This window comes from Collinsella aerofaciens (assembly GCF_020709435.1).
In the GTDB taxonomy this organism is placed as follows: Bacteria; Actinomycetota; Coriobacteriia; order Coriobacteriales; family Coriobacteriaceae; genus Collinsella; species Collinsella aerofaciens_AU.
In genome coordinates, this window is the sequence record NZ_JAJFDP010000001.1 from 245,431 (window position 1) to 271,237 (window position 25,807).

Consider the following 25,807-nt stretch of genomic DNA (forward strand, 5'->3'; position numbering starts at 1 on the left):
TATCCTAAGATGCTATGAATGAGATTTCCAACATACATGCGTTTGAAGACGAGGAATTTCTGCACGCTTGCTTCGTGTGGGGGATGGTCGTAGTCGGCGTGTTTGCCGTGTGCCTGGTGCCGGTGTTTATGCTGCTGGGCGGGCCTGCAGACTTGGATGCGGCTGACGCGGGCGGCTGGATGGCTGTCGTGGGCTGGATAGTCGGCTTGGCTGCGATCTCAATGGCGTCGTTCGCCGTGCACGAGCTGGTGCACGGTGTGTTTTTTAAGCTGCTGGCGCCTGCGGGCGCGCAGGTGACCTTTGGGGCGAATCGCGAGACGGCGATGATCTATGCCTGCGCCGAGGGCGTTGTGTATTCGCGCCGGCGGTACATGGCGGTTTGCCTGGCACCGACGGCTGTTGTGACGACAACGCTTGCCCTGGGGTTTGCGTTTTCGGGCTATCCGCTGCTGTGCTATCTGGCGGCCGGCTTGCATTTGTCAGGCTGTGTGGGCGACTGGTATTACGTGCGGACCATTTTGCGCGACCGCCGCATTGTCGCCTGCGAGGACACGTCCTTCGGCGTGCGCTTTTTCGGGTGAGGAGATGTCGATGAAGCCGTTGTTGTTGCACGCCTGCTGTGCGCCGTGCTCTCTTGAGCCGGTCCGCCTGCTGCGCGAGGAAGGGTTTGAGCCCACAATCTGCTGGACCAACCCCAATATTCAGCCGCACGATGAATGGCAGCGGCGTTTGGACGAGCTGCGCCGGTGGTGTGCCGATGGCGACATCGAGCTTATCGAGGCGGGGGAGGACCGTGAGCGCTGGGAGGCCGGCGTGGCACCGCTGGGTGCCGATCGGCCCCGTCGCTGTCGTGCGTGCTATGCCCTGCGCTTGGCCGAGGCGTGCCGCGTGGCCCAGGAGCGTGGGTTTGAGTTTGTGGGTACGACGCTCGCCGTCTCGCCGTATCAGTTGTTCGAAACCTGCAATGATGTGTTGGAGCGTCTGGCTGCCGCCCGCGGTCTCACTCCGGTGATTCGCGATTTTCGTCCGTATTACCCCGAGGCGACACGCCGTTCGCGCGAGCTGGGCATGTATCGGCAGAACTACTGTGGTTGCCGCTTCTCGGCTGTCGAGGCGGCCATGGACCGCGCCCGCATCCGCGACGAGCGCAAAGCGTCCAAAAAGTAGTTCATTTGGGACGTCAGCCTGCTAGGATGTAGAGCGGACTTTAGCTATATAAGGAGTATCCGACGTGTCTATGCGTACCGATGATTTTGACTACAACCTTCCTGAGGAACTGATCGCCCAGGCTCCAGCCGAGCCGCGCGACTCCTGCCGCCTGCTGGTGGTGGATCGCAAGGGCTCCCAGGCGGGAACGCCGCTGGAGCACGGCGGTACCGTTGAGCACCGCATCTTCCGCGACATCATCGACTATATCGAGCCGGGCGACGTGCTCGTCATCAATCAGACGCGCGTGATGCCGGCCCGTCTGATCGGTCGTAAAACGGGATCGGGCGGCGTGGTCGAGACCCTGCTGCTCAAGCGCCGCGAGGACGTGGATCCGCTGGGCCATGTTTGGGAGTGCTTGGTCAAGCCGGGCAAGCGCCTGAAGCCCGGTGCTCATATTGAGTATCGCGCCGGTGGCGCCCATGCGCCCGAGGGGGCTCCCGTGGTGCTGACGGCCGAGGTTGTCGACTTTGTCACCGATAGCCGCGGCGGCCGCCTGGTACGCTTTGAGCCGGCCGGTTGCAATGCCGCCGGCGAGCCGCGCACGCTCGACGAGGCCATCCATGCTGCCGGCCACGTGCCGCTGCCGCCCTACATTACCGATTACGAGGGCGATCCCGAGAAGTACCAGACCGTCTACGCCATGAAGGAGGAGCACTCGGCCGCTGCTCCCACGGCGGGTCTGCATTTTACTCCCGAGCTCATGGCTGCCATCGAGGCCAAGGGTGCCAAGTTTGCCGCCGTCGAGCTCGAGGTGGGTATCGATACCTTCCGTCTGGTGGAGGAGGACGACCCCGCGCAGCACGTGATGCACACCGAGCGCTACCACGTGTCGCAGGAGGTTGTCGACGCCGTGCATAAGGCGAAGGCCGAGGGCCATCGTGTGATCGCCGTCGGCACTACCGCAGTGCGCTCGCTCGAGAGCGCGTTTGACGCGGACGCGCCGGTGTCCGATCCGGCTGTGACGGCGCGCTATTTTGAGGGCCGCGAGGACGGGGCCGACACGCTCGGCCGCGGCGACATCGTGGTGCGCGAGAACGCGACAACGCAGCTCTACCTTATGCCCGGCTCGACCTATCACGTGGTCGACGCGCTGATCACGAACTTCCACGTGCCGCGCTCCACGCTCATGATGCTCGTAAGCGCACTTGCCACCCGCGACCAGATCATGGATGCCTACGCCGCTGCTATCGAAGAACGCTACCGCTTCTTCAGCTTTGGTGACGCCATGCTCATCTTGTAGGTTACGGCGTTTTACAAACGCCGTAACCGGTCGACGCTGCGCGGGCCGCATTTGGACAATCTGACGTTCAACTTCAAGGGCGCGACCAGAAGGTCAGCGCCCTTTCGTTTCACGTCACCTTGCCTCAAATGCGACCCGCTCGCTGTCGTTGCCAAAACACCGGCATTTCTTTGGTTGTCAACAAAACATCGGTGTAGTCATTGGGGACGTTCTTAAACGACTACCTTGCATCAATCTAAATAAGTTGCGGTGAGATAGTTCTTGAATTGGCCTTTTTGGGCTAAACAGGAACTATCTCACCGCAACTGCGTTGAGCGTTTTTTTTGGCGGCTGGTTTACTTGCTCGCGAACAGCCAGACTAGGATGATCACCAGGATTGCGGCGACGATGCAGACGATGGCGCCGGTGAATTTGATGCGTGAGTCGCGGGTGCGCTCGCGCACCGCGTCCTCGGTGGCCTCGAGCTGGGCGACTTCTCGCTCGGTCTCGGCGTGTTCGGCTTTGTCTCGGGCCAAGGATCCTGCAAGCGACTCAGTGATCTCTGGATGGTCATGTACCTCGGTCGCCTGCTCGATGATCGACTGTGCATGTGCGGCATCTGCTTGGGCGTTGGCGATGCTTTGCTCTTGGTCGCGGCGTGCCTTGTCCTCGGCGGCGATCTTCTCGCGCAGTTCGCGCTGGCGCGTCGTGGCGGCAGTTTTCGCCGTCTGCAGCTCGTCGCGCGCGGCATCAGCCTCAGTCGTCACGGCTTGGTGCGCGCGTTTGGCTTCGGCAATGGGGGCTTGAGCCTGCTCGACGGCCTGCTCGGCTGCGGCAAGCGAGTGCTCAAGGTCGGCGGTGATGCGCGGGACATCTTCTTCGGCTTTACGCAGGGCATCTGCCGTGTCGGAGATCTGCATCGAGAGCTCGCTGGTGCGCACCGTATAGTTGGCGGGATTTGCCGAGGGATTGCGTTGCAGCTCGGCATACTCATGACGCAGCGTCTCGAGCTGGGCGCGCGTGGCGTCGACGGTTTGTTGTGCGGCGGCAATGCCGGCGTCTCGCTCGGCCTGCACCTTGTCGCGGATGCGCTTGGAATCCTCAAGACGTCGAACGAGGCGGTTGCCGGTCTCGCGCGAGCTTGCCTCGCGGGCCTCCACGGCGTCGAGCGCGGCCTTCAGGCGGAGCTCAGTCGCGTCATCCTCTGTCTTCATTTGTTCGAGCTGACTCTTGAGCTCTGTCGCTTTGGCGGCGTGGGCATCACGGTCAATCTCGGCTGCCGCAGCGGTCTTTTGCGCTGTGGCGATCGCCTGACGCTGGTCGGCGACGATCTGGTCGTAGCGGCCTGCGATATCCTGGCGCGTCTCGAGCTCCTCGGCCTGATCGACAATGCGCTGCTCAAGTTCGGCCAGGTGGGCGCGGGCATCGGCAAGTGCCTTTTTCGCGGCGTTCATCTCGCGCATGGCCGAGGCGCCCTGGGCAATAAAGGTGCCCACGGCGTTCGCGGTGTTCGAGACAGCGGTCCCCAGATCGCGGTTCGCGTCGGGGGAGTGCGGGGCGATCGGGCGAGCGGTGTCGACAGCGTCCGCATCGGCAGCCTGCGGCGCGGCGATATTGCCGGTACCGCCCTCGACCACAGAAAAGCCCGCTGCGTGCGGATCGACCGCATCGGCGCCAATCGTGGGGTGCTCGAGCTGCAGAAACGAGGGCATGGTGCTGCCCTGGTCGGCAACGGGGGTCTCGCCGGGTACAAAGGTCGAGGCCGCCTCGGCGGCCTCCTCTTCCTCGGCATCAATATCGGCATCGGCCACGGCGTCTTTCATCGCTTTGACGGCATCCATCATGGAGTCCATGACGGCATCGAGCTCTTCTTCCGAAGACACCTCGATGGGGCCCGCTGCTTGCGGGGCGGGGTCCGTGTCAGGTTCGGCATCGCTCGGCTCCGGCTGCTCGCTTTCATCATGCTCGACAGTATCGTCTGTGTCTGTTGCCTTATCCGCACCGGCGTGCGCATCTGCGGTGGCGGGCGCATCGGTGGAGGCGTCGACGCAGGTAGGAGTATCGCAGTCGTCGACGGCGTCTTCGGAATGATCAATATGCTGCTGAGTCTGGGGGTCCAGCTCGTCTGTCATAGGCATGTGCTCCTCATCGTTGTTTGTCACCCTATGATAAAGTCTCACGCCGACATCCCACGCGCTGCAGCAAAGTTTCAAAACGTGTTCGATGGCTCGATCTGATAACGATAACTCGGCCGCTTTATCCAGTTTGTACTTGACAATCCCTTCGCCGAACGACGTGGTGCCGTTCGCCTACCGCGGTCTTTTATTTTCGCTTGAACACGCTAAAGTTGCATCTCAGCTTTTGGCGCGTGAAGTTGGATACGCGCAGTCGGCGGGCGTGCCCGTCGCGATTTGAAAGGACTTTGTATGGGACTTTTCACTGGTAAGACCGTGATCGTCACCGGCGGCGGCAAGGCCACGCTTAAGGACGGTTCCGCTGGCTCCATCGGCTACGGCATCGATATCGCATTTGCCAAGGAGGGCGCGAACCTCGTCATCACCGGCCGCAACGTCGCCAAGCTCGAGGCCGCCAAGGAGTCTCTCGAGGCCGAGTACGGTGTCAAGGTTCTGCCTGTTCAGGCCGATGTCTCGGCTGGCCAGGATAACGAGGCCGTTGTCCAGAACGTCATCGACAAGGCCATTGAGGAGTTCGGCCGCATCGACGCCGTCGTCAACAATGCTCAGGCCAGCGCCTCGGGTGTGACCATCGCCGATCACACCATGGATCAGTTTAACCTGGCCATTTACTCCGGTCTGTATGCTACCTATCTGTACATGCAGAAGGCCTATCCGCACCTGAAGGAGACCAAGGGCTCCGTGGTCAACTTTGCTTCGGGCGCCGGCCTGTTTGGCAACTATGGCCAGTGCAGCTACGCCGCTGCCAAGGAGGGCATCCGCGGTCTGACCCGCGTCGCTGCCAACGAGTGGGGCAAGGACGGCATCAACGTCAATATCGTTTGCCCGCTTGCTTGGACCGCTGCGCTCGAGAACTTCCAGGATGCCTATCCCGAGGCGTTCAAGGCCAACGTCCACATGCCGCCGGCTGGCCACTACGGCGACGTCGAGAAGGAAATCGGCCGCGTTGTCGTTCAGCTCTGCGGTCCCGACTTTAAGTATATGAACGGCGAGACCGTCACCCTCGAGGGTGGCATGGGCCAGCGTCCTTAGGGGTTACGCGGTTTTACCAAACCGCGTAACGGCTCGACGCTGCGCGGGCCGCATTTGGACAATCTGACGTTCAACTTCAAGGGCGCGACCAGAAGGTCAGCGCCCTTTCGTTTCACGTCACCTTGTCTCAAATGCGGCCCGCTCGCTGACTTATGCTCAACCTGCGGCGCCATTTTGCTTGAAGGCACCTTGCTCGATCTGGCGGGTTTTCGCTGTCGTTGACAAAGCATCGGCGTTGCCTTGGCTGTTGGATGTAGTCGTTGGGGACGTTCTTAAACGACTATGACCCCTTTGCATCAGTTTCTGTCGAGTCGGTGCTTCTTGCGGGTTGCCCGTATAATGGTTTGCGTATGAACCGCAACCAAGGAGTTCCAGTTTATGGACCAGAGCCTTTTTAAATTCGACCTGATCGCCGAGGATCCGACGACGCATGCGCGTGCCGGCGTGCTGCACACCCCGCACGGCGACATCGAGACGCCGATCTTTATGCCCGTGGGCACCAAGGCAAACGTCAAGGGCATCCCCACCGAGACCGTCAAACAGCTCGGCGCCCAGATCGTGCTTGCCAACACCTATCATCTGTCCATGCGTCCCGGCGAGGACACTATCGCCGAGCTGGGCGGCCTGCACAAGTTTATGAACTGGCACGGTCCTATCCTCACCGACTCGGGCGGTTTCCAGGTGTTCAGCCACAACGACGCCGTCAAGCTCACCGACGAGGGCGTGCGCTTTATCGTCAACGATTACGACGGCCGCCACGTGTTCTGGACACCCGAGGACAACATGGAGATCGCCATGAAGCTCGGCTCCGACATCTGCATGCAGCTGGACCAGTGCCCGGGCTATCCCGCCACGCGCGCCTACGTTGAGCGCGCGGTGGAGCTGTCGAGCATGTGGGCCGAGCGCTGCTATAAGGCGCATACCCGCGACGACCAGGCGCTCTTTGGCATTGTTCAGGGCGGCATGCACCTAGATCTGCGCCTGCGCTCGCTGCGCCATTTGGAGGAGTGCGGCGACTTCCCCGGTTACGGCATCGGCGGCTACTCGGTGGGCGAGGACCACGAGACCATGTTCGAGACCCTGGCACCGCTCGTAAGCGAGTACATGCCCAAGCACAAGCCACGCTACCTGATGGGCGTCGGCAACCCCACCACCCTCGTGCGCGGTGTGGGCGTGGGCATCGACATGTTCGACTGCGTGCTGCCGACGCGCACCGGCCGCATGGGCACGGCGTTCTCCAGCGAGGGTCGCCTCAACTTCCGCAACGCGCGTTTTGCGCACGACGACGGCCCCATCGATCCCACCTGCACCTGCCCGGTGTGCACGGGCGGCTACAGCCGCGCGCTCATCCGCCACATGGTCACGCAGAAGGAGATGCTCGGCGGCATTCTGCTGTCGATGCACAACATCTACTACCTGCTCAACCTTATGCAGCGTGCCCGCCAGGCCATTATCGAGGGCCGTTACGGTGCATTCGTGAGCGACTGGATGAACAGTCCTGCTGCGGTGGATTACTAAGGGCGACAGGCACGCTTGCAGAGCGTGGGCAACGGCAAAGGTTGAGCGGCAGCCGCTCGTCACATTCGCTGACGCCGGCTGCGCGACCGCTGACCGATGCCTTGCAAGCGCTTGATGCAACGTGGGTACCATACCGAATAGTTGATGTTCGGGCGGGTGTTTGGCGCATGGCGTCGACCCCGCCCGCTTTTCTTTTTCTCGATAGGAGTACCCATGATTAAGAATGAGAACGTCGAGGGCGAGCCCGCCTACGACGAGACGTACCGCCGCGGCCCCGTGGTTATGCGCGGCCCCATGATTCCTAAGGACAACACCTACGCCAACCTGCTGGCGCCCGAAGATTCAACCGACTGGTTGCATGCCGATCCGTGGCGCGTCCTTCGTATTCAGGCAGAATTCGTCGATGGCTTTGGCGCGCTTGCCGAGCTTGGTCCTGCGGTGACCATCTTCGGCAGCGCCCGCACGCCCAAGACCGATCCGCTCTACAAGGCGGCGCGCACAGTCGGCCGTAAGATTGCCCAGCGCGGCGTGGCGGTTATCACCGGCGGTGGTCCTGGTGTCATGGAAGCGGCTAATAAGGGGGCGGCGAGCGTCAACGGCAAGTCAGTTGGTTTGGGCATTGAGCTGCCGCACGAGCAGGGGCTCAACAAATACGTGAACCTTGGTATGGACTTCCGTTACTTCTTTGTGCGCAAGACCATGTTCGTCAAATACAGCTCGGGCGCTATTGTTTTTCCCGGCGGGTTTGGCACACTCGACGAGATGTTCGAGGTGCTCACGCTGGTGCAAACGCACAAGGTCAAGCGCATGCCGCTTGTGCTGGTGGGCACCGAGTACTGGCAGGGCCTGTTCGACTGGCTTAACGGCCCGGTAATGAGCGCCAGTATGATTAGCCCGCTCGACCCGGATCTGGTACACATTACCGACGACCTCAACGAGGCCGTTGACATTGCGCTCAGCGGGTTGATGTAGAGCAATCGTGTCTACCGCGACATGAATATGCATGGCAATCTGATGCTATCTAACGTCAGGTTGCCATTTATATTGGGTATACTGATGCAAAAGACGAGGGCAAGGAGGTCGCGTATGTCTACTGCAACGGTTAAGCCTACGACGGTTCGCCTCGAAGAGGGGCTCAAGGAGCAGGCGACTGAGTTCTTGGATTCGGTCGGCCTCAGCCTCAATTCCTATCTCAATCTTGCCGTTCGGCAGCTGGTAAATCAGCGAAAGATTCCTTTTGAGATTGTAGGAAGGGCGGAGATGCCCAACGAGGCGACGAGGCGTGCCATGGTGATCGCCGAGGCTCATGAGTTGGGGATTTTGACGGACGACAGCCCGTCATTCAATAACGCTGATGAGCTTATATCGTTCCTCGATGAGGACTAGCGATGTTTGAGATTAAAGTCGAGGCTCAATTTAAGGCGGACTACAAACGAACGATGCGCATGCATCCGCAGCTAAAAAGTGAGTTTAAAGCGGCGGTTGCAGAGCTTGTGGCTCATGGGTCACTTCCGGCGGAGTATGGCGCCCACGAGCTCTCAAACCCGGGCGGAAACTACAACGGCCACATCGATTTCCACCTATCCGATGGCTTGGTCGATGTGGTCGTTCTTTATCTTCCCCATAAGACTAACCCAGTGATTAGGCTGGTGAGAATGGGCTCGCATGAGGAACTGTTTCAGGGTCCGCTGGGCTGATCGCCGATTTCCAAGTTGCGGTGGAATAGGGACTGATTTGCGGTCGATTGGCCAAAAACAGTCCCTATTTCACCGCAACTGATGTGGGCGCCCCGTTCGCTGCTGCGGCCCCCGGTTCTCCTCATTGCTGGATTTCGCTCAAAAACTCAGCGGCGACTTCGTTGCTTTTGAAACGGATGCTACGGTCTTCTTTCTTGGGGAATGCCAGCAGCGGGATAGTCCCGTACCAGACAGTTTCCTCGTCAATCACGGCCGCGCACAGCCGCCCTTTGGCCTTGACGGAATAGTCGACGTTCATCTCGGCAAAAATCGCTTTCGCGTCATCGCGCGGAGGTGAGGCAACATAAACCTCAAGGGTAATCCCACGGGCGGCTGCGCCTGCGAGTGTGGTGGTGAGTTTCGTGAGGCATGCGGCGGATGCGTAGGATGCGGCTATGAAGGCACTCTTTGTGGCACCGGTGATGTCTTTAATTAATGCCTCAATAGCGTTTGCCGGCTCTATGAGAATGTTGTAATCGGGTTGCTCGCTGTCCTCTGCTGAATAAATTTCGTACCCCAACTTGGCGTACGTCTTGAGTCTTTTCTGGTACATGCGGGCGAGCATGGGTATCGACAGGTCAATGTAGTCGAATATCTCAACCTGTTGCTTGCCCTCGTGGCTTCTATGCAGTCTGCCCACCTGCTGCGTTACGCTGCCGTCCCAAGATATCGGCGTGGCAATGAAAAGGGTGTCAAGGTAGGACAGATCGAAGCCCTCGCTCAGAAGGCTTTCGGTGGCGACGATGATTCGATGTTCATGCTCAAAGCCGGGAAGACTGTTCAGTATCGCTTTTCTTTCTTTGGCGCCGATTTCTCCGGTTAAGAGTATGGGCTCGTGTCTGCGATCATTAAGCAACCTGAACAGTTCCTCAGCATGCTTTTTCCTTTTGGATAGTATGAGCGGATGTCGACCGTTTGACGCTGCTTCGAGGGCGTCATCGACAATCAATTCGTTTCTTGCCGCATGTGCACACAGCATATCGAGAATCTGATTGAAGCTTGCATCCGGCTCGTAGGCGGATAGCCGAATGCCGGTAAATCTCGGTCGAACGATGCGCTGGATGCCCTGCTGAATTGCCTGCGTTTTTGGATCGATGACATAGCGAAGCGGGCCGCAGAGCATCGAGAGCGCCCGCGTGAGTCCGTCGGAGCGCTCGGGTGTCGCGGAGAGGCCATATATATATTTGGCTGGAGCGGACTTGAGGACGAGCTCGAGCTGTGGCGCGGCAGCATGGTGGCATTCGTCGCAGATAATGAGGCCGTAATTACGAACAAGGTTCTTAACTATCGGCTCCCCGGTTTGGGAGTCTTTGCCAGATAGCGACTGAAAGGAAGCGACGTCGATAAGGCCGCTGACGGCGGTTTTGCCCCCTCCGATTTGTCCAATAAGGGGAGGTTGCTTTTTGCTGATTCGTCCTTTTGGCGTTCGGACCGGCTCTCTGGTGTCCGTAATGTCGAGAAATCGTTCGAGCTGCGATTTCCATTGGGCTATGAGCGCGGTCTTTGGAACAATGACGAGCGCCGGAAGACCAACGGCGGCAATAAGATAAGCTCCGATGACGGTTTTACCGAAGCCCGTTGGCGCAGACATGATTCCGTCTTCGTATTCAAGCATCTGGTCGGCGGCAATTTGCTGTTCGGGATGAAGGGTCCCTTTGAATGCCATCTCAATTGGATTGCCTGTGCTACGTTCGTCTGAATAATGGGCAGTAACGTGGGCTTCTTGAATCAGCTGCTCAAGTTGGGCTTTGCAGCCTCTGGGAATCGCGACGCGGCCATCTCTAAGTTCGCTGAGGTCTATGAGTCGCGGTTTGCCGAATACTGATTGATGCATAGATTGCGCACGGAAGAACTCCGGGTTGGCAAATGTCGCAAGCCTGCGGATTTCCATTTGAGCTGCCGGGCTCAGAGACTTTTCGGGGATGTAGAGCATATCGGCTTGTGTGACGAGCAGGTTCGAGGGGAAGTCTCGTGGCGTGAGCGGGAGCCGCTTTCGTGGCTTTTGGACATTGCGCCTGGTTTTGTTTGTCGCTGCAGCTGTTGCTATTCCAAGCGGTTTGTTTTTGGTGTCCTCGATCAGACGATCCACCGTCGCACGCGAGATTAGTTGGATTTGCGAAAGGTAAAGCCATTGGTCGGGAAAGGGCTCGAATCGTTCGTCAACAAATACGCTGTTTCCTTCCCGCTGCGCTTTTCCCTGAAAGGGCAGCGCAATGAGATTTCCAAAGCCGCCTTCAGGAATGGTGGACTGCGCGGGTATCATTCGGTCAAAGGCTTCGAAGGTGATTGTCTTGTTGAGTGCCGCTGCTTCGGCGATAAGGCAGCTACCGAAATCTCGTGCTGTCTTTGCGTTTATAGGTTCTAGGAAGAAAAACCAGATATGCGCGCCGTTGCCTGACCTTGATCGCTCGACCGCAGCGTTAATTCCATGGTTTTTTACGACAAGCCTGATAGCGTTTGTCGCTTCTTTCCAATCGGCTTTGTCAAAATCAATGACAAGGACATTTGTGTTGCAGTCTTTGTCGAGAACATATTGACCTATGACGTCCCGGAGCCTGTCGTCGCTGCCTTTGAAATGGGCGATAATGGCGGCATCGTTCAGCTCAAGGAATGTGCGGCTGCGACATTCAGCGCATTTAATTCTGTGATGGTTTGCTTTGGGGCAAATGCCTGGCTTCCACTCATTTGCGCAGGCGGGTGTATAGCCGATGCCCCCGTCTTTTCTGCGATACCCGTGAGCGTGCACATCTTTGCGGCCGGTAAAAAGATTGCGAAAGAGCTCGAGTTTGTCGCGCGCTGGGCTCGCGCTGGTAACGATGCCCTCGGTCTGTGCACGTTCGCCGAAAGATTTGCCGGCTTTGTCCCATTCTTCGAGTGTTGCGTAACGGATGTCTGGACCGTTGCTACAGATTACGATCTGCTTACGCGGATCTGAAGCGTGGACAACCGTTTTATTGAGTTTGAATAAGGCGTTCCCGAAAAGGGCGTATTGATGCACGGCGTTGCTCATTTGAATGCCATTCTTGTCAGCGTTCATTGGGATGAGGGTACGTCATTTCAGCTTTATGAGATATGCGACTTCGATTTTGGTTCGGTAATAGTGGGGTACCGATCCGTGAGTGGCAATTAGCCGGTGCCAAAACGTGCGGCGGCTGTTGTTAAAGGTGTTTTGGCGGCTATGGGGCGTGTTGGCGGCGTGGGGAGGGGTCCTCGAATGACTCCGTGGTCAAATAACGTCAAATATGAGTACTGTTGTTAATGTAGTCTCATAACATTTGGTAAGAATAGAATACCAATTCCACATTATTCTATATATCTAACCCACTAAACACGGAATTTTGAGCCTTGGCAAGACGTGGAATTGATCGAAATGATCAATTCCGGCGAGATTTTGCTGCTACTAATTTGGTGGCGGTACTCATATTTGCCATTTTTTGTCCAGTGGGTACCGCGAGGGGCCTGTTCGACTGGCTCAACGGCCCGGTGATGGATGCCGGCATGATCAGCCCACTCGATCCAGACCTTGTCCACATCACCGACGACCTCAACGAGGCCGTCGACATCGCCCTGAGCGGGCTGATGTAGAGTAGCTAAAATGGGACGGGGCTAAAAAGACTGGTCTGAAACGTTTGATACCAGTCTTTTTAGCCCCGTCCCAAACGAACTGCTTCTAAGTTGCGGTGGAATAGGGATTGATTGGCGGCTAATAAGCCAAAAACAGTCCCTATTCCACCGCAACTGATGTGGGCGTCCCTAGTGAGTTGGCTGGTAGCGGGGGCAGTAGCTGATGGCGATGGCGTCGACGCCTACGTGGGTGGCGATGGTGCAGCCGATGGGGCCGGTGCCGGCGTCTACGTAATCCTGACCCGCGAGTGCCTCGTTGACAAGCTCCTGCTCCTCGGCGGCGCCGGTCGTGAGCACGCGCACGCTGGAGCCCGGATACTCGGCCAAAAATGCGAGGCAATCGGCCATGGTGTTGGTAACGATGCGCTTGGCACCGCGGCCCTTTTTTATGGCCTTGATCTCGCCCGATTTCCACTCCGGCGAAACGGCCAGGCGAATGTTGAGCATTTGCGTGAGCTGGCCGGCGAGCTTGGGCGCGCGGCCGTTCTTAACGAGATTCTCGAGCGTGCGGGGAATCAGCAGCAGGTGGGCGTCGGGCAGCGTCGCGCGGATTTGCGCCTCGGTCTCGTCCAGGCTGCGGCCGTCCTCGCGCATGGCCAGCGCGTACTCCACCAGCAGGCCCTCGGCGCCCGAGCCGGTGCGCGAGTCGATGCAGCGCACGTCGAGCTCGTGCGTCTCGGCCGTCAGGCTGGCGTTGGCGTAGCAGGCGGACCACTCGCTGCACAGCGAGATAAAGATGGCGCTATCGTGGCCGTCGGCGCGCACGCGGTCAAAGAGTTCCTTGAACTCGCCGGCACTCGGCTGCGAGGTGTGCGGCAGCTGCTCGGAGCCGGCCATGCGGGCGACGTACTCTTGGGCGGTAATCTGCACCTGGTCGAGCAGGTCCTCGCCCTCGATAATCACATGCAGCGGAATCACGTAAATGCCGAGCTCTTGGGCGCGGGCGGGGGAGATGTCCGACGTGGAGTCGGTTATGATGGCAAAAGACATAATTGCACCTTTCGTTGGGGCGCGACGGCGCCGCCTTCTGAGAGCAAAGTGCGACAAGTATAGTGGAGTCGTTCCACATTTCTAGGTTCAATTGTTGAATAGTCAACAGTTTGAAGTGTCGGTGTGGAAATCGTCAACTGGGGAAGAGGGATGCCGATGGAGGCGCTGGAGATATGCAAACGGCCGGTCGTGCTGTTTGATTTTGATGGCACGGTGGCCGATACGGGTCGGGCGGTGATGACCTCGACGCGCAAGACGCTGGCTGCACGCGGGTTTTCGGAGGCGCAGATGGGTGACCTGCGTCGCATGATCGGGCCGCCCCTGTGGAAGAGTTTTCACGACTTTTATGGCTTCTCCCGCGAGGAGTCGCTTGTGGTGGCCGACGAGTACCGCGCCTTTTTTGACGAGCTGGGACCGGAGGAGTATCCCGTGTTTGACGGGATCCCCGAGCTGCTGGATGGGTTGGTCGCCCAGGGCAAGCGCTTGGCCGTGGCGACGTCGCGCATGGAGGCAAAGTGCGTTGACATGGTGGGAGAGCTGGGACTTTCTCAGTTTGAGGCGGTGGTTGGCATGAATTCGCCGCAGGGGCGCGAGACCAAGGCCGATTCGGTCCGCGACGCGTTGGCGGCCTTGGGTGCGGCCGCGGGCGATGCCGTGATGATCGGCGATCGCTTTAACGACGTCGAGGGCGCGCACGCGATGAGCGTGCCGTGCATTGGTATCTATTCGGGCGCGGCGGCGCCGGGCGAGCACGAGGCGGCGGGTGCCGATGCAGTGGTGCACTCGGTGGCCGAGCTTGCTAAACTTTTCGCTATATAGGTATTTGATGTGAGGGGCGGGCACGCTCGCCGCTCATTGGTAAGGAGGTCGTCCATGAATCAGGTGGAGCAGAGCGTTGCCGAGTATGTCGACGAGGTCTGGGAGGATGTCGTCGCCGATATCGAGCAGCTGGTGAGTTATCCGTCCGTGGCAGTTTCTGCCGATGCGGAGCCCGGCGCGCCGTTTGGCCGCCCGGTCCGTGACGCGCTCGATTGCGCGCTCGGCATCGCGCAGAAGCTCGGCTATCAGACGAGCGACGACGAGGGCTATGTGGGAATCGCCGATATCCCGGGCCGCGGCGACAAACAGCTCGCGACTATCTGCCACGTGGACGTGGTTCCCGCCGGCCCTGGCTGGAACACCGACCCGTTCACCATGGAGCGCCGCGAGGGCTGGCTGCTCGGTCGCGGCGTGATTGACGACAAGGGCCCGGCGGTATTGTCACTCTACGCCGGCGCCTACTTGCTCAAGCACGGCATTGTTCCGCGCTACACCTTCCGCGCGCTGCTGGGCTGCGATGAGGAAGTGGGCATGTCCGACGTTCACCATTATCTGGAGAACAACGCAGACCCCGACTTTTTGTTTACGCCCGATGCCGAGTTCCCGGTCTGCAATGCTGAGAAGGGCCAGTTTGGGGCGACGTTTGTGAGCTCCAAGATCGACGGCGGCCGCATTGTGTCCTGGAGCGGCGCCGAGGCGAGCAACGCCATTCCGTCGCAGTCTGTCTGCGAGCTCGCGATTGCCGCCGATGAGCTGCCGGCGCCGGTCGAGAACGCCGACCGCCTGGAGATTGCGGCACTCGATAACGGGCATGCGCAGATTTTCGCCCACGGTATCGGCGGTCATGCCTCAATGCCCGAGGGAACGATCAATGCCGTCGGCCTCATCGTGGCGTATCTGCGCGAGGCCGAGGACGCATTTGGTGCCCGTGACGAGCGCCTGCTGACGCCTGCCGAGCACGAGTTTGTCAAGTTTTTGGCCTTTGTGCATGCGGATGCCTATGGCCGCGGTCTGGGTATCGACGCGACGAGCCCCGCGTTTGGCCCGCTCACGTGCAACCCCGGCGTCATCCGCGTGGTGGATGGCCACATTGAGCAGGTCATCGACGTGCGTTTCCCCGACAGCACGAGCGCCGATACCATCTGCGAGCAGCTCGAGCCGCTCGTGGGCCGCTTTGGTGTGACGTGCCAGCTGGGTCGCGCTAAGGTGCCGTTCTCGGTGTCTGCCGACGATCCGGCCGTGAAGGCGCTTATTGATACCTATAACGAGTTTACGGGCAAGCATGCTGAGCCCTTTGCCATGGGCGGCGGCACGTACGCGCGCAACTTTGCCCGCGCCGTCTCGTTTGGCCCCGAAGAGACCGGCCTGGAGCTGCCCGCGTGGGGCGGCCAGATGCACGGCCCCAACGAGTGTGCCAGCGAAGAACAGCTCAAGCAGGCGCTCAAGATTTATATCGTGGCGATCCTGCGCCTCAACGAACTGGAACTTTAGGGCTTCCCCAGGCACCCGACCTTGCCCCTCAAACCGTCGCTTGCGTCAAAGTACGCGGCGCTCCTCTTTCGGGGCAATCTCGGGCACTCGGGAAACCCCTATATCCTGCTTGGATACAAACTTGCATTACGAGCCCGGTGCTTCGGCCCGGGCTTTTTCTGTTGCGGTGGGGTAGTCATTGGGGACGTTCCTTTGGTGTAAAAGGTGCGCCATGTTCGGCGCTGGATTGTTATCCGTTTGTAAAGGCTGGGCAGAGCTTGCGGTAAAGGTCTATCAATAGCCCGTAAGAAACCGCAGTTGGCGCTGGTGCTGCCCGGTCGGGGTCGTATCTTTCCAAACAGCAAAGCGGGCAGGGTGCCCGCGAGTCGCATGTACGAAAGGAAGATCATGCTCGATCAGGCTTATTCTCGTCGTCAGTTCCTCGGCCTCGCTGGTGGTCTTGCCGGCATCGTCGGTCTCGGTCTCGTTGGTTGCGGCGGCTCCGGCGCATCCGACGCCGCCGACAAGGGTAGCGCTGCTGCCGAGTCCGTCTCCGGCGAGGTGACCTACGACGGTGCCTCCTCGTTCCAGGCTCTCGTCGAGGCTGCTGCCGAGAAGTTCATGGATGCCAACCCGGACGTCTCCGTTTCCGGCTCGGGCAACGGCTCGGGCAAGGGTCTGACCGCTGTCGCTGCTGGCACCGTCACCATCGGTAACTCCGACGTCTTCGCCGAGACCAAGCTCGAGGCCGACCAGGTCAAGAACCTCGTCGATTACGAGGTCGCCGTCGTTGGCATGGGTCCCGTCGTCTCCAAGAACGTGACGGTCGACGACCTGTCCCTCGAGCAGCTCAAGGGCATCTTCTCTGGCCAGATCACCAACTGGAAGGAGGTCGGCGGCGACGACGCCAAGATCGTCGTTCTCAACCGCAAGGCTGGCTCCGGCACCCGCGCCACCTTCGAGGCCGCCGTCTTTGGCGACGAGACCGTCGACTTTAAGGGCGACGCCGAGCTCGACAAATCAGGCGATGTCCAGACTCAGATGGGCAGCACCGACAACGCCATCTCCTACCTCGATTTCTCGCACTTCGATGACTCCAAGTTCAACGCCATCAAGGTCGAGGGTGTCGAGCCCAAGAGCAAGAATGTCACCGACGACTCCTTCAAGATCTGGGCTACCGAGCACATGTACTGCGCAAAGGACGCCGACGAGGCCACCAAGGCCTTCCTGGAGTTCATGCTCTCCGACGACGTCCAGGGCAAGCTCGTCGAGGAGCAGGGCTTCATCCCCGTCTCTGCCATGAAGGTCGTCAAGGACGCCAGCGGCAAGGTCTCTGCTAAATAAATAATCGCCCCGGAAAGGTTTGCAATGGCAAAACAGCTGCCAAAGCGCGATCTTGAGAACGTGGGCCTGGGCGTCACGGGCGCGTGCGTAGCGCTCGTGACGCTTGTCGTTGCCGCGCTCATCTTTATGGTCGCCCAAAAGGGCCTCTCGGCTTTTATCAAGGACGGCGTCTCGGTCGTCGAGTTCTTCACCGGCACCAAGTGGGACCTGGCCAACACGGCCAAAAACGGCCTGCCCTACACCGGCGCCCTGCCCCTGATCGTCACCTCGTTTGCGGTCATGGTGCTCTCCACGCTCATCGCGCTGCCCATCGCCATCGGCTCTGCCATCTTTGCGGTCGAGATTAGCCCTAAGTTTGGTTCCAAGATCTTTCAGCCGCTTATTGAGCTTTTGACCGGTATTCCCTCGGTCGTCTTTGGCCTTATTGGCTTTCACGTGGTCGTCGGCCTTATGAAGAGCGTTTTCCATGTGAGCACGGGTCTGGGCATCTTGCCCGGCGCCATCGTGCTGGCCGTCATGATCCTGCCGACGATGACCACGCTTTCGGTCGATGGCCTGCGTGCCGTGCCCGACAGCTACCGTCAGGGCTCGCTCGCGCTGGGCTACACCCGCTGGCAGACCATCTGGCACGTGGTGCTCAAGTCTGCCATGCCGTCGCTCATGACTGCGGTCATCCTGGGTATGACCCGCGCCTTTGGCGAGACGCTCGCCGTGCGCATGGTTATCGGCGGCATCGAGGCCATGCCGACGTCGCTGCTGTCGCCGGCGTCCACCATCACCACCACGCTCACCACGTCCATGGCGGTCTACGCCGAGGGCTCGGCCCAGGACGACGTCCTGTGGGCACTCGGTCTGCTGCTGATGGGCATGAGCCTCATCTTCATCCTGATCATCCATCTCATTGGCCGCAAGGGGGCGAAGGCTCGTGGCTAGCACGCGCATCCACATCGACGAGGCGAGACTCGAGCGCGTCCAAAAACAGGACCGCATCGCTACGGGCGTGTTGACGGCAATCGTCGCCATCGTCATGCTCATCGTCATCTCCATGGTGGCCTACATCCTGTTCGAGGGCATCTCGACGCTGTTCCAGCCGGGCTTTCTCACGCAGCCGTCGCGCGCCAACGGGACCCAGGGCGGCGTACTCTACCAGCTATTCGACTCGTTCTATCTGCTGCTGATCACCCTGATCATCTCGGTGCCCATCAGCCTGGGCGGCGCGGTCTTCCTGGTCGAGTACGCGCCGGACGGGCCCATCCGCGGCATCGCCTCCACCGCCATCGAGACGCTGTCCTCGCTGCCTTCCATCGTCGTCGGCATGTTCGGATTTCTGGTGTTCTCGGTTCAGCTGGGCTGGAAGTACTCCATCATCTCCGGCGCCGTCGCGCTCACCATGTTCAACATCCCCATCCTGGTGCGCGTGATCCAGCAGGCGCTCGAGGACGTGCCGCAGACCCAGCGCGATGCGTGCCTGGCCATGGGCCTTACTCGTTGGGAAGCCACGCTGCACATCCTGATCCCCGAGGCCATGCCCGCCATCGTGACCGGCATCGTGCTTTCGGCCGGCCGCGTGTTTGGCGAGGCCGCGGCACTGCTCTTTACCTCGGGCATGAGTTCGCCGGTTCGCCTGAATTTCTTGAGCTTTAACCTGTCGAGCCCCACTTGCGCCTGGAACGTGTTCCGCCCCGGCGAGTCGCTCGCCGTGCACATCTACAAGATCTATGGCGAGGGCAGCCCCGAGGCCCAGCAGATCGTTTGGGGCACCGCGGCGCTGCTGATGATCTGCGTGCTGCTGTTTAACGTAGTCGCCCGTATCGTGGGCAAGCAACTGGCAAGGAAGATGACGGCCGAATGAGCGAGATAAATGCAACGCCCGCAACCGAGGCGGCCACGTCCGAGGCCCAGGACTTTCTGTGGAGTGTGGGGGAGAGCGAGAAGCGCGTTCGCGTGAGCGGCAGGGCCGTGAGCGACGAGGTCGTGCTCTCCACCAAGGACGTCAACGTGTACTATGGCGACCACCATGCCCTGCACAATACGTCGCTCGACTTTCACAAGGGCGAGATCACGGCGCTCATCGGGCCTTCGGGCTGCGGTAAGTCGACCTTCTTGCGTAGCCTCAACCTTATGAATCGCGAGATTCGCGGCTGCCGCGTGGAGGGCGAGATCAACTACCGCGGGCGCAACGTGAACACCAAGACCGAGAACACCTACGAGCTGCGCCGCTCCATTGGCATGGTGTTCCAGCAGCCCAACCCGTTTCGCAAGTCCATTCGCGACAACATTACATTTGCGCCTAGGCGTCACGGCATCACCGACCGCGACGAGCTTGATCGTATGGTCGAGGAGAGTCTGCGCGGCGCGGCACTGTGGGACGAGGTCAAGGACAAGCTCGACAAGAGCGCCTACGCGCTTTCGGGCGGCCAGCAGCAGCGTCTGTGCATCGCGCGCACGCTGGCGCTCAATCCCGACGTGATCCTGTTTGACGAGCCCTGCTCGGCGCTCGACCCCATCTCGACGCTGGCGATCGAGGACCTGATGTCATCGATCGTTGCCGACCGTGCCATCGTTATCGTGACGCACAACATGGAGCAGGCGTCGCGCGTGTCCAACCGCACGGCGTTCTTCTACATGGGCGATATGGTCGAGTACGACGAGACCGACGAGATTTTCCAACGGCCCAAGGACAAGCGGCTGAACGATTACCTCACCGGCATGTTCTCCTAGTCCGGGACATGCTTGAGGCCCGCGGCGGCCACGGTCGCCACGGGACTGATTGGAGAGGCGGGTCATCTCTTTCGGGAGATGGCCCGCCTTTTTGTGTCGCGTGCAGCCCGCCTTTTCGCTGCTATCATGGACAACGTTGAATTTCTACGAAGGAGCAGGGCATATGGCGATTCTTTTGGGATGCGATTCCGTCAGCCTAGAGTTTCCCACCAAGCATATTTTCGATAGCGTAACGCTCGGCGTGGGCGAGGGCGACCGCATTGGCATCGTCGGCAAAAACGGCGACGGCAAGTCGACGCTGCTGAGCGTGCTTGCCGGCACGCTGGAGCCCGACGATGGCCGCGTGACGCATCGTCGCGGCACCACGATCGGTCTGCTCGGCCAAAAGGACCAGCTTGTCGACACCGATACCGTGCATCATGCCGTCGTGGGCGACACGCCCGAGTATGAGTGGGCGTCGAGTCCGCGTACGCGCCAGATTCTGGCCGGCCTTATTAGCGATGTGCCTTGGGAGGGCACGGTGGGCGAGCTTTCGGGTGGTCAGCGCCGTCGCGTGGACCTTGCGCGCCTGCTGATCGGCGACTACGACGTGCTCATGCTCGACGAGCCCACCAACCACCTGGACATGCGCACCATCAATTGGCTCGCGCGTCACTTAAAGGCCCGCTGGCAGCGCGGCCAGGGTGCCATGCTCGTAGTCACGCACGACCGCTGGTTCTTGGACGAGGTCTGCACCAGCATGTGGGAGGTCCACGACGGCCAGGTCGATCCCTTCGAGGGCGGCTACTCGGCATACATCCTGCAGCGCGTGGAGCGCGACCGCATGGCCGCCGTCACCGAGGAGCGCCGCCGCAACATGGCGCGCAAGGAGCTCGCGTGGCTGAGCCGCGGCGCCCAGGCGCGCTCCACCAAGCCCAAGTTTCGTGTGGATGCCGCTCGCGAGCTCATCGCCGACGTGCCGCCCGTGCGTGACGAGCTGGAGCTCAAGCGCCTCGCCGTGAGCCGCCTGGGCAAGCAGGTCATCGACGTGATCGACGTGGATGCCGGCTATGCGGATACCGACGGTGCGCCCAAGCAGGTGCTCTCCGACGTGACCTGGCTCATCGGTGCGGGCGACCGATATGGCCTGCTGGGCGAGAACGGTGCCGGCAAGTCGACCTTGCTCGATGTGATTCAGGGCAAGATTGAGCCCACGCGCGGCCGTGTGAAGATTGGCCAGACAGTGCGCTTTGGCGTGCTGTCGCAGCAGCTCGAGGAGCTCGAACCCTACATGGGCGACACGATCCGCGAGGTGCTGAGCAACTATAAGAAGTACTACGTCATCGACGGCAAGGAGACCTCGCCCGAGAAGCTTTGCGAGCGCCTGGGCTTTACGACGCAGCAGCTCTGGAGCCGCATCGGCGATCTTTCGGGCGGCCAGCGCCGTCGCCTGTCGCTGCTGCTGACGATCCTGGACGAGCCGAACGTGCTTATCCTGGACGAGCCGGGCAACGACCTGGATACCGACATGCTGGCGATTGTCGAGGATCTGCTGGACGGCTGGCCCGGCACGCTGATCCTGGTGACGCACGACCGCTTTTTGATGGAGCGCGTGACCGACCAGCAGTGGGCGCTGCTCGACGGCCACCTGACGCATATGCCCGGTGGCGTGGACCAGTACCTGCGCCTGTGCAACGCTACCGCCGAGGGCGAGCCCGTGGGCGCGCCGAGCGCCAAGACCGGCACGTTCGACACCGGTGCCGCGGCAGCTGCGGCCGAAAAGCCCAAGTCGAGCGGTCAGCCCAACGGCCTGTCCAACGCCGAGCGCCAGAAGCTCCGCCGCGAGGTGAGTTCGCTCGAGCGCAAGATGGAGACGCAGCGCACCCGCGTTGAGGAGGCCGAGGCAGCAATGGCCCAAGTCGATCCCACCAACTACACGGCGCTCGGCGAGCAGCAGGCAAAGATCGACGAGGCTCACGCTGCCATGGACGAGCTGGAGATGGCGTGGCTCGAGGCGAGCGAAAAGCTCGAGGGCGAGGAGTAGGCGAGAATGATCAAAGCCGCATTTTTCGATATCGACGGCACGCTGCTGAGCTTTAAGACCCACCGGATTCCGGCGTCGGCGCAGCAGGTGCTCGACAGCTTTCACGAGCAGGGGATTGCGTGCGTGATCGCCACGGGCCGTCCGACCTACCAGATGCCGGACTGGCTGTTCGACCTGGGCTGGGATGCGTACATTACGCTTTCGGGCCAGCACTGCTTTGATGCCGAGGGGGTTTACCGCAGCTGCCCGATCGATTCGGACGACGTCGCGGTGATTGTGGACCAGGTGGCGCAGGGGCGCTACGACTCGCTGTGCATGCAGGGCGAGAACTCGTTTGTGAACCGCCTGTCCGAGCGCGTGGTGACGGCTGGCAGCAACGCGGGAATCGTCTACCACGAGGAGCCGTTTGAGCACGCCTTTGACGCACCGGTCTACCAGTTTTGCGCCTTTGTGGACCCGGTCGACGAGCATATCGTGACCGACGCCGTGTCGCATTCGCTCACCACGCGCTGGTGCGACCTATTCTGCGACATTATTCCCGCTAACGGCGGCAAGGACCTGGGCGTGGCGGCGACGCTCGAGCGGCTTGGTATCGACGCGAGCGAGGCGATTGCCTTTGGCGACGGCGAGAACGACCTGTCGATGTTTGCCGCCGTGGGCACGAGCGTGGCCATGGGCAACGCGCAGGACACGGTGAAGGCTGCGGCGACCTATGTGACGACCGCCGTGGACGACGACGGCATCTACAACGCCGCGAAGTACTTTGGACTGCTATAGCTGCGGCTCGGCACTTGGGGACACTCCTTGCGGGGCGTGTTCCCATTTTGTTTTCGTCCCGCTCGTTTTGTGAAACACGGCTAACTTTTAGGCAAAGTAGTAAGACATGGGCAACTTTTGCGGTAAAGTAAGCCGTGGAAAGTATCCAAAGGCTAACTAGCAATCATCGCGAAAGGCGGCCCATGGCCCTACGTGAATCCGGAGAAGACTATCTCGAATCGATCTACGTTCTGTCGGAACGCCAGGGCATCGTGCGCTCGATCGACGTTGCGGAGTACCTCGGCGTAACCAAGGCGAGCGTTTCCAAGGCCATGGCGACGCTGGAAAGCAACGGCTATGTCGAAATGGGCAAGCGCGACGTTCATCTGACGGAGCGTGGTCTGGAGGTCGCTCGCCAAATGTGGGAGCGTCACTGCTTTTTCGTGGGGCTGCTGGAGGATGCGGGTGTTTCGGCTGAGGTCGCGTCGCAAGAGGGCTGCCACATGGAGCACTGCCTGAGCGAGGAAAGCTTCGAGAAACTGAGGGCGATGCTGAACCGGGGCGAGGCGACGGGCCAAGCGGCGGAATCCTAACGAACCCCCAGTAGCGCGGAGTTCGCGCAAAGCGCGAACCAGCGACCGGGACCAGCGGTCCTTTCGGCCAAGTCCATTTCAGCAAAGGAACCCCGCCAGCAAGCGATGCCCAAGAACTGCCACCTACGTCACCGCAGGCCGGGGCCGGGTTTGGTTTTGAAAACACTCCACAGCGCGAGGCCCGCCTTTCCGTTGCTCCGCAGGAGCAGGAAAGACGGGCCTCATGCGCGAGGACGTTTTCAAAACCAAGCCCGGTCCCGGCCGGACAGCCCACGAACGCTACAGGTTCTTGACACCTATCGCGCGCATGGCATTCAGGATGGCGATAATCGCCACGCCCACGTCGCCGAACACAGCAAGCCACATGTTGGCGATGCCCAGTGCCGCAAGCACCAGAATCAGCAACTTAATGCCCAGCGCAAAGATGATGTTCTGCCAAACAATCGACATGGTCTTGCGCGCCACGCGGATCGCGCGGGAGATGTTGGACGGCTTGTCATCCATGAGCACGACGTCCGCCGCCTCAATTGCGGCGTCCGAGCCCATAGCGCCCATGGCGATGCCAACGTCTGCGCGGGTAAGCACGGGTGCGTCGTTGATACCGTCGCCTACAAAGGCGAGCTTGCCCTTGCCCGATTCTGCTGCAAGCAGCGCCTCGACACGCTCGACCTTATCACCCGGTAACAGCTGCGCGTGGAACTCGTCGAGACCGAGTTGCTTGGCTACAGACGCCGCAACCTCCTCACGGTCGCCCGTGAGCATGACGGTGCGCTTGACGCCGGCGGCGTGCAGGTCGCGAATCGTTTGCTCGGCATCGGTCTTTATGGTGTCGGCAATTACGATGTGGCCGGCGTACGTATCATCGACCAGCACGTGGAGGATGGTGCCGACGATCTCGCAATTGGGCGCTTCGATACCGGCCACAGCAAGCATCTTGGCATTGCCGACGATGACGCGCTTGCCGTCGATAATCGCCGTCACGCCATGGCCCGCGTCATTGGTGGAGTCGCTTACGCGTTTGGGATCGAGCTCGCCCTGGAAGGCGGTGCGTACCGACTGCGCGATGGGATGGTCGGAGAATGACTCGGCAAGGGCCGCGACTTCGAGCAGCGACTGCTCGGTATAGTCTGCCTCGGGGTGTACCGCCACGACCGAAAACGTGCCGTTGGTGAGCGTGCCGGTCTTGTCAAAGACGACGGTGTCCACATCCGCGAGCGTCTCGAGGTAGTTAGAGCCCTTGATGAGGACGCCCAGCTTGGATGCGCCACCGATGCCGCCAAAAAAGCTGAGCGGCACGCTGATCACGAGCGCGCATGGGCAACTGACGACGAGGAAGGTCAGGCCGCGCAGGATCCAGTCGGACCAGGCGCCGGTGACCAAGCCACCGCCGAGCGCGAGTACCGCGGCCGCGCCGGTGACAGCGGGCGTGTAGACGCGGGCGAAGCGCGTGATGAAGTTCTCGGTGCGTGCCTTCTTCTCACTAGCGTTTTCTACGAGCTCCAGGACGCGCGCGACGGTGGACTCGCCAAAGGGCTTGGTGGTGCGCACGTGGAGGAGACCCGTCATGTTGATGCAGCCGCTGATGATATCGTCTCCAGTTTTGGCCGGGCGGGGGACCGACTCTCCGGTAAGGGCGGCGGTATCGAGCTGTGTCTCGCCCTCGACGATGACGCCGTCGATAGGCACGCGCTCACCGGGCGTGACCACGATCACGGTGCCGACGGCGATGTCATCGGGGAAGACCTGCTCGAGTGTGCCGTCGGGCTGCTCGACGTTAGCGTAGTCGGGCGCGATGTCCATCATGGCACTGATCGACTTGCGGCTCTTGCCCACGGCGTACGCCTGAAACAGCTCGCCGACCTGGTAGAACAGCATGACGGCGGCGCCTTCGGCCATGTGCGGGTCGGTATCGGGGAAGAGCACCATGGCAAACGCGCCGATGGTCGCGACGGCCATGAGGAAGCTCTCGTCGAAGGCCTTGCCGCGGCGGATGTTATTGAATGCCTTTTGCAGTACGTCGTAGCCGGCAATCAAAAACGGCACGAGGAACAGCACAAAGCTGGCGTAGATGTCGCCCGGGGTGCCGAATGCGGCGGTAAGGGTGCCGAACTCATCGAGGGCGTACACCACGGCAAAAATGCCCAGCGCTACCAGGATGCGGTTGCGCTTATGCTCGAGTGATTCTTTTTTCTTGCGCTTCTTCTTTTTCTTTTTGGGGTCGGCGGTGGCCATGACTCGTATCCTCCCATTTGAATGTATGAACATTCGCTCATATAATTTCGCGAGCAAAGGCCGCAGCAAGCGCGGCCTTGCAGGTTGGCGTAAACCTGGGCTAGAGAATAATCTCGCAGTCCGGCTCGGCGTCGGCGGTGAACTCCACAACGCGGTCGAGGACCTCGTCGAACTCGGCGTCATCGGCCTCGAGCGTCAGCTTCTGGGTCATAAAGTTGACCGAAACGGACTTGACGCCATCGAGCTTGGCCAGCTCGTCCTGAAGCTCGCGCGCACAGTTGGCGCAGTCGATCTCATCGAGCTTAAACTGCTTTTTCATGGTGGGT

Annotated in this window: 23 protein-coding genes; 18 read left to right on the top strand and 5 right to left on the bottom strand. The window is 60.5% G+C overall.

The features are described 5' to 3' along the window. Nucleotides 1–14 precede the first annotated feature (14 nt). The 3 genes from LK493_RS01065 to queA all read left to right on the top strand — a co-directional run bounded on the left by LK493_RS01065 (nucleotide 15) and on the right by queA (nucleotide 2,449). The gene (locus LK493_RS01065) at nucleotides 15–581 is read left to right on the top strand and encodes a DUF3267 domain-containing protein (protein ID WP_227789825.1); all 567 of its coding nucleotides are present in this window, start codon (nucleotides 15–17) and stop codon (nucleotides 579–581) included. 10 nt (nucleotides 582–591) lie between these two features. Beyond that, entirely contained in the window at nucleotides 592–1,167 is a 576-nt protein-coding gene (locus LK493_RS01070; protein ID WP_117770603.1) for an epoxyqueuosine reductase QueH, read from the top strand. A 70-nt stretch (nucleotides 1,168–1,237) separates the two neighbouring features. Next, a complete protein-coding gene (gene queA, locus LK493_RS01075) occupies nucleotides 1,238–2,449 on the top strand; it encodes a tRNA preQ1(34) S-adenosylmethionine ribosyltransferase-isomerase QueA (RefSeq protein WP_055285786.1) in 1,212 nt (403 codons plus the stop codon). Between the two features lie 335 nt (nucleotides 2,450–2,784). On the opposite strand, the gene LK493_RS01080 is transcribed toward queA, so the two are convergent. Continuing rightward, nucleotides 2,785–4,560 carry a coiled-coil domain-containing protein gene (locus LK493_RS01080; RefSeq protein WP_227789826.1) on the bottom strand — a complete coding sequence of 592 codons (1,776 nt, stop codon included), beginning with the start codon at nucleotides 4,558–4,560 and terminating at the stop codon, nucleotides 2,785–2,787. A 294-nt stretch (nucleotides 4,561–4,854) separates the two neighbouring features. Here LK493_RS01080 and LK493_RS01085 point away from each other — a divergent pair, with 294 nt between their 5' ends. From LK493_RS01085 to LK493_RS01105, 5 genes are all read left to right on the top strand, one after another. After that, a complete protein-coding gene (locus tag LK493_RS01085) occupies nucleotides 4,855–5,655 on the top strand; it encodes an SDR family NAD(P)-dependent oxidoreductase (RefSeq protein WP_006235414.1) in 801 nt (266 codons plus the stop codon). Nucleotides 5,656–6,033: 378 nt separating this feature from the next. Beyond that, on the top strand, nucleotides 6,034–7,173 hold the full coding sequence (tgt, locus tag LK493_RS01090) for a tRNA guanosine(34) transglycosylase Tgt (protein ID WP_055285790.1): 1,140 nt from the start codon (nucleotides 6,034–6,036) through the stop codon (nucleotides 7,171–7,173). Between the two features lie 213 nt (nucleotides 7,174–7,386). Beyond that, nucleotides 7,387–8,145, top strand: coding sequence for an LOG family protein (locus tag LK493_RS01095; protein ID WP_227789827.1), 759 nt, complete (start codon nucleotides 7,387–7,389; stop codon nucleotides 8,143–8,145). A gap of 114 nt (nucleotides 8,146–8,259) precedes the next feature. Continuing rightward, nucleotides 8,260–8,559, top strand: a complete 300-nt coding sequence (locus LK493_RS01100) for a type II toxin-antitoxin system RelB/DinJ family antitoxin (protein ID WP_227789828.1) — start codon at nucleotides 8,260–8,262, stop codon at nucleotides 8,557–8,559. 2 nt (nucleotides 8,560–8,561) lie between these two features. Further along, nucleotides 8,562–8,870: a type II toxin-antitoxin system RelE/ParE family toxin gene (locus LK493_RS01105; protein WP_055285799.1), complete on the top strand. Its 309-nt coding sequence runs from the start codon at nucleotides 8,562–8,564 to the stop codon at nucleotides 8,868–8,870. Between the two features lie 121 nt (nucleotides 8,871–8,991). Here LK493_RS01105 and LK493_RS01110 read toward each other — a convergent pair whose 3' ends face one another. Continuing rightward, complete coding sequence (locus tag LK493_RS01110) at nucleotides 8,992–11,919, bottom strand: TOTE conflict system archaeo-eukaryotic primase domain-containing protein (RefSeq protein WP_195234903.1); 2,928 nt, start codon at nucleotides 11,917–11,919, stop codon at nucleotides 8,992–8,994. 431 nt (nucleotides 11,920–12,350) lie between these two features. On the opposite strand from LK493_RS01110, the gene LK493_RS01115 reads away from it, so the two are divergent. Next, nucleotides 12,351–12,494: a hypothetical protein gene (locus LK493_RS01115; protein WP_212746029.1), complete on the top strand. Its 144-nt coding sequence runs from the start codon at nucleotides 12,351–12,353 to the stop codon at nucleotides 12,492–12,494. Between the two features lie 168 nt (nucleotides 12,495–12,662). Here LK493_RS01115 and LK493_RS01120 read toward each other — a convergent pair whose 3' ends face one another. After that, nucleotides 12,663–13,523, bottom strand: a complete 861-nt coding sequence (locus LK493_RS01120) for a DegV family protein (RefSeq protein ID WP_138112862.1) — start codon at nucleotides 13,521–13,523, stop codon at nucleotides 12,663–12,665. Between the two features lie 156 nt (nucleotides 13,524–13,679). Here LK493_RS01120 and LK493_RS01125 point away from each other — a divergent pair, with 156 nt between their 5' ends. From LK493_RS01125 to LK493_RS01165, 9 genes are all read left to right on the top strand, one after another. Next, complete coding sequence (locus LK493_RS01125; protein ID WP_227789829.1) at nucleotides 13,680–14,342, top strand: HAD hydrolase-like protein; 663 nt, start codon at nucleotides 13,680–13,682, stop codon at nucleotides 14,340–14,342. Nucleotides 14,343–14,396: 54 nt separating this feature from the next. Next, a complete protein-coding gene (locus LK493_RS01130) occupies nucleotides 14,397–15,833 on the top strand; it encodes a M20 family metallopeptidase (protein ID WP_227789830.1) in 1,437 nt (478 codons plus the stop codon). A gap of 369 nt (nucleotides 15,834–16,202) precedes the next feature. Beyond that, nucleotides 16,203–17,156 (top strand): phosphate ABC transporter substrate-binding protein, encoded by a 954-nt coding sequence (locus LK493_RS01135; RefSeq protein ID WP_227789831.1) that lies wholly within the window; start codon nucleotides 16,203–16,205, stop codon nucleotides 17,154–17,156. Between the two features lie 24 nt (nucleotides 17,157–17,180). Then, nucleotides 17,181–18,089: a phosphate ABC transporter permease subunit PstC gene (pstC, locus tag LK493_RS01140; protein ID WP_195919138.1), complete on the top strand. Its 909-nt coding sequence runs from the start codon at nucleotides 17,181–17,183 to the stop codon at nucleotides 18,087–18,089. After that, entirely contained in the window at nucleotides 18,082–19,008 is a 927-nt protein-coding gene (pstA, locus tag LK493_RS01145; RefSeq protein ID WP_227789832.1) for a phosphate ABC transporter permease PstA, read from the top strand. Before pstC ends, pstA begins: the two co-directional genes overlap by 8 nt. Then, nucleotides 19,005–19,877 (top strand): phosphate ABC transporter ATP-binding protein PstB, encoded by an 873-nt coding sequence (gene pstB, locus LK493_RS01150; RefSeq protein ID WP_227789833.1) that lies wholly within the window; start codon nucleotides 19,005–19,007, stop codon nucleotides 19,875–19,877. The genes pstA and pstB overlap by 4 nt, the downstream gene beginning before the upstream one ends. A 163-nt stretch (nucleotides 19,878–20,040) precedes the next feature. After that, nucleotides 20,041–21,900 carry an ABC-F family ATP-binding cassette domain-containing protein gene (locus tag LK493_RS01155; protein WP_227789834.1) on the top strand — a complete coding sequence of 620 codons (1,860 nt, stop codon included), beginning with the start codon at nucleotides 20,041–20,043 and terminating at the stop codon, nucleotides 21,898–21,900. Nucleotides 21,901–21,906: 6 nt separating this feature from the next. Then, nucleotides 21,907–22,677, top strand: a complete 771-nt coding sequence (locus LK493_RS01160) for a Cof-type HAD-IIB family hydrolase (RefSeq protein WP_195363826.1) — start codon at nucleotides 21,907–21,909, stop codon at nucleotides 22,675–22,677. A 182-nt stretch (nucleotides 22,678–22,859) separates the two neighbouring features. Further along, nucleotides 22,860–23,249, top strand: coding sequence for a metal-dependent transcriptional regulator (locus LK493_RS01165; protein ID WP_006235431.1), 390 nt, complete (start codon nucleotides 22,860–22,862; stop codon nucleotides 23,247–23,249). Nucleotides 23,250–23,528: 279 nt separating this feature from the next. On the opposite strand, the gene LK493_RS01170 is transcribed toward LK493_RS01165, so the two are convergent. After that, on the bottom strand, nucleotides 23,529–25,481 hold the full coding sequence (locus LK493_RS01170) for a heavy metal translocating P-type ATPase (RefSeq protein WP_227789835.1): 1,953 nt from the start codon (nucleotides 25,479–25,481) through the stop codon (nucleotides 23,529–23,531). 100 nt (nucleotides 25,482–25,581) lie between these two features. Then, a complete protein-coding gene (locus tag LK493_RS01175) occupies nucleotides 25,582–25,800 on the bottom strand; it encodes a cation transporter (RefSeq protein ID WP_006235433.1) in 219 nt (72 codons plus the stop codon). Between the last annotated feature and the right edge of the window lie 7 nt (nucleotides 25,801–25,807).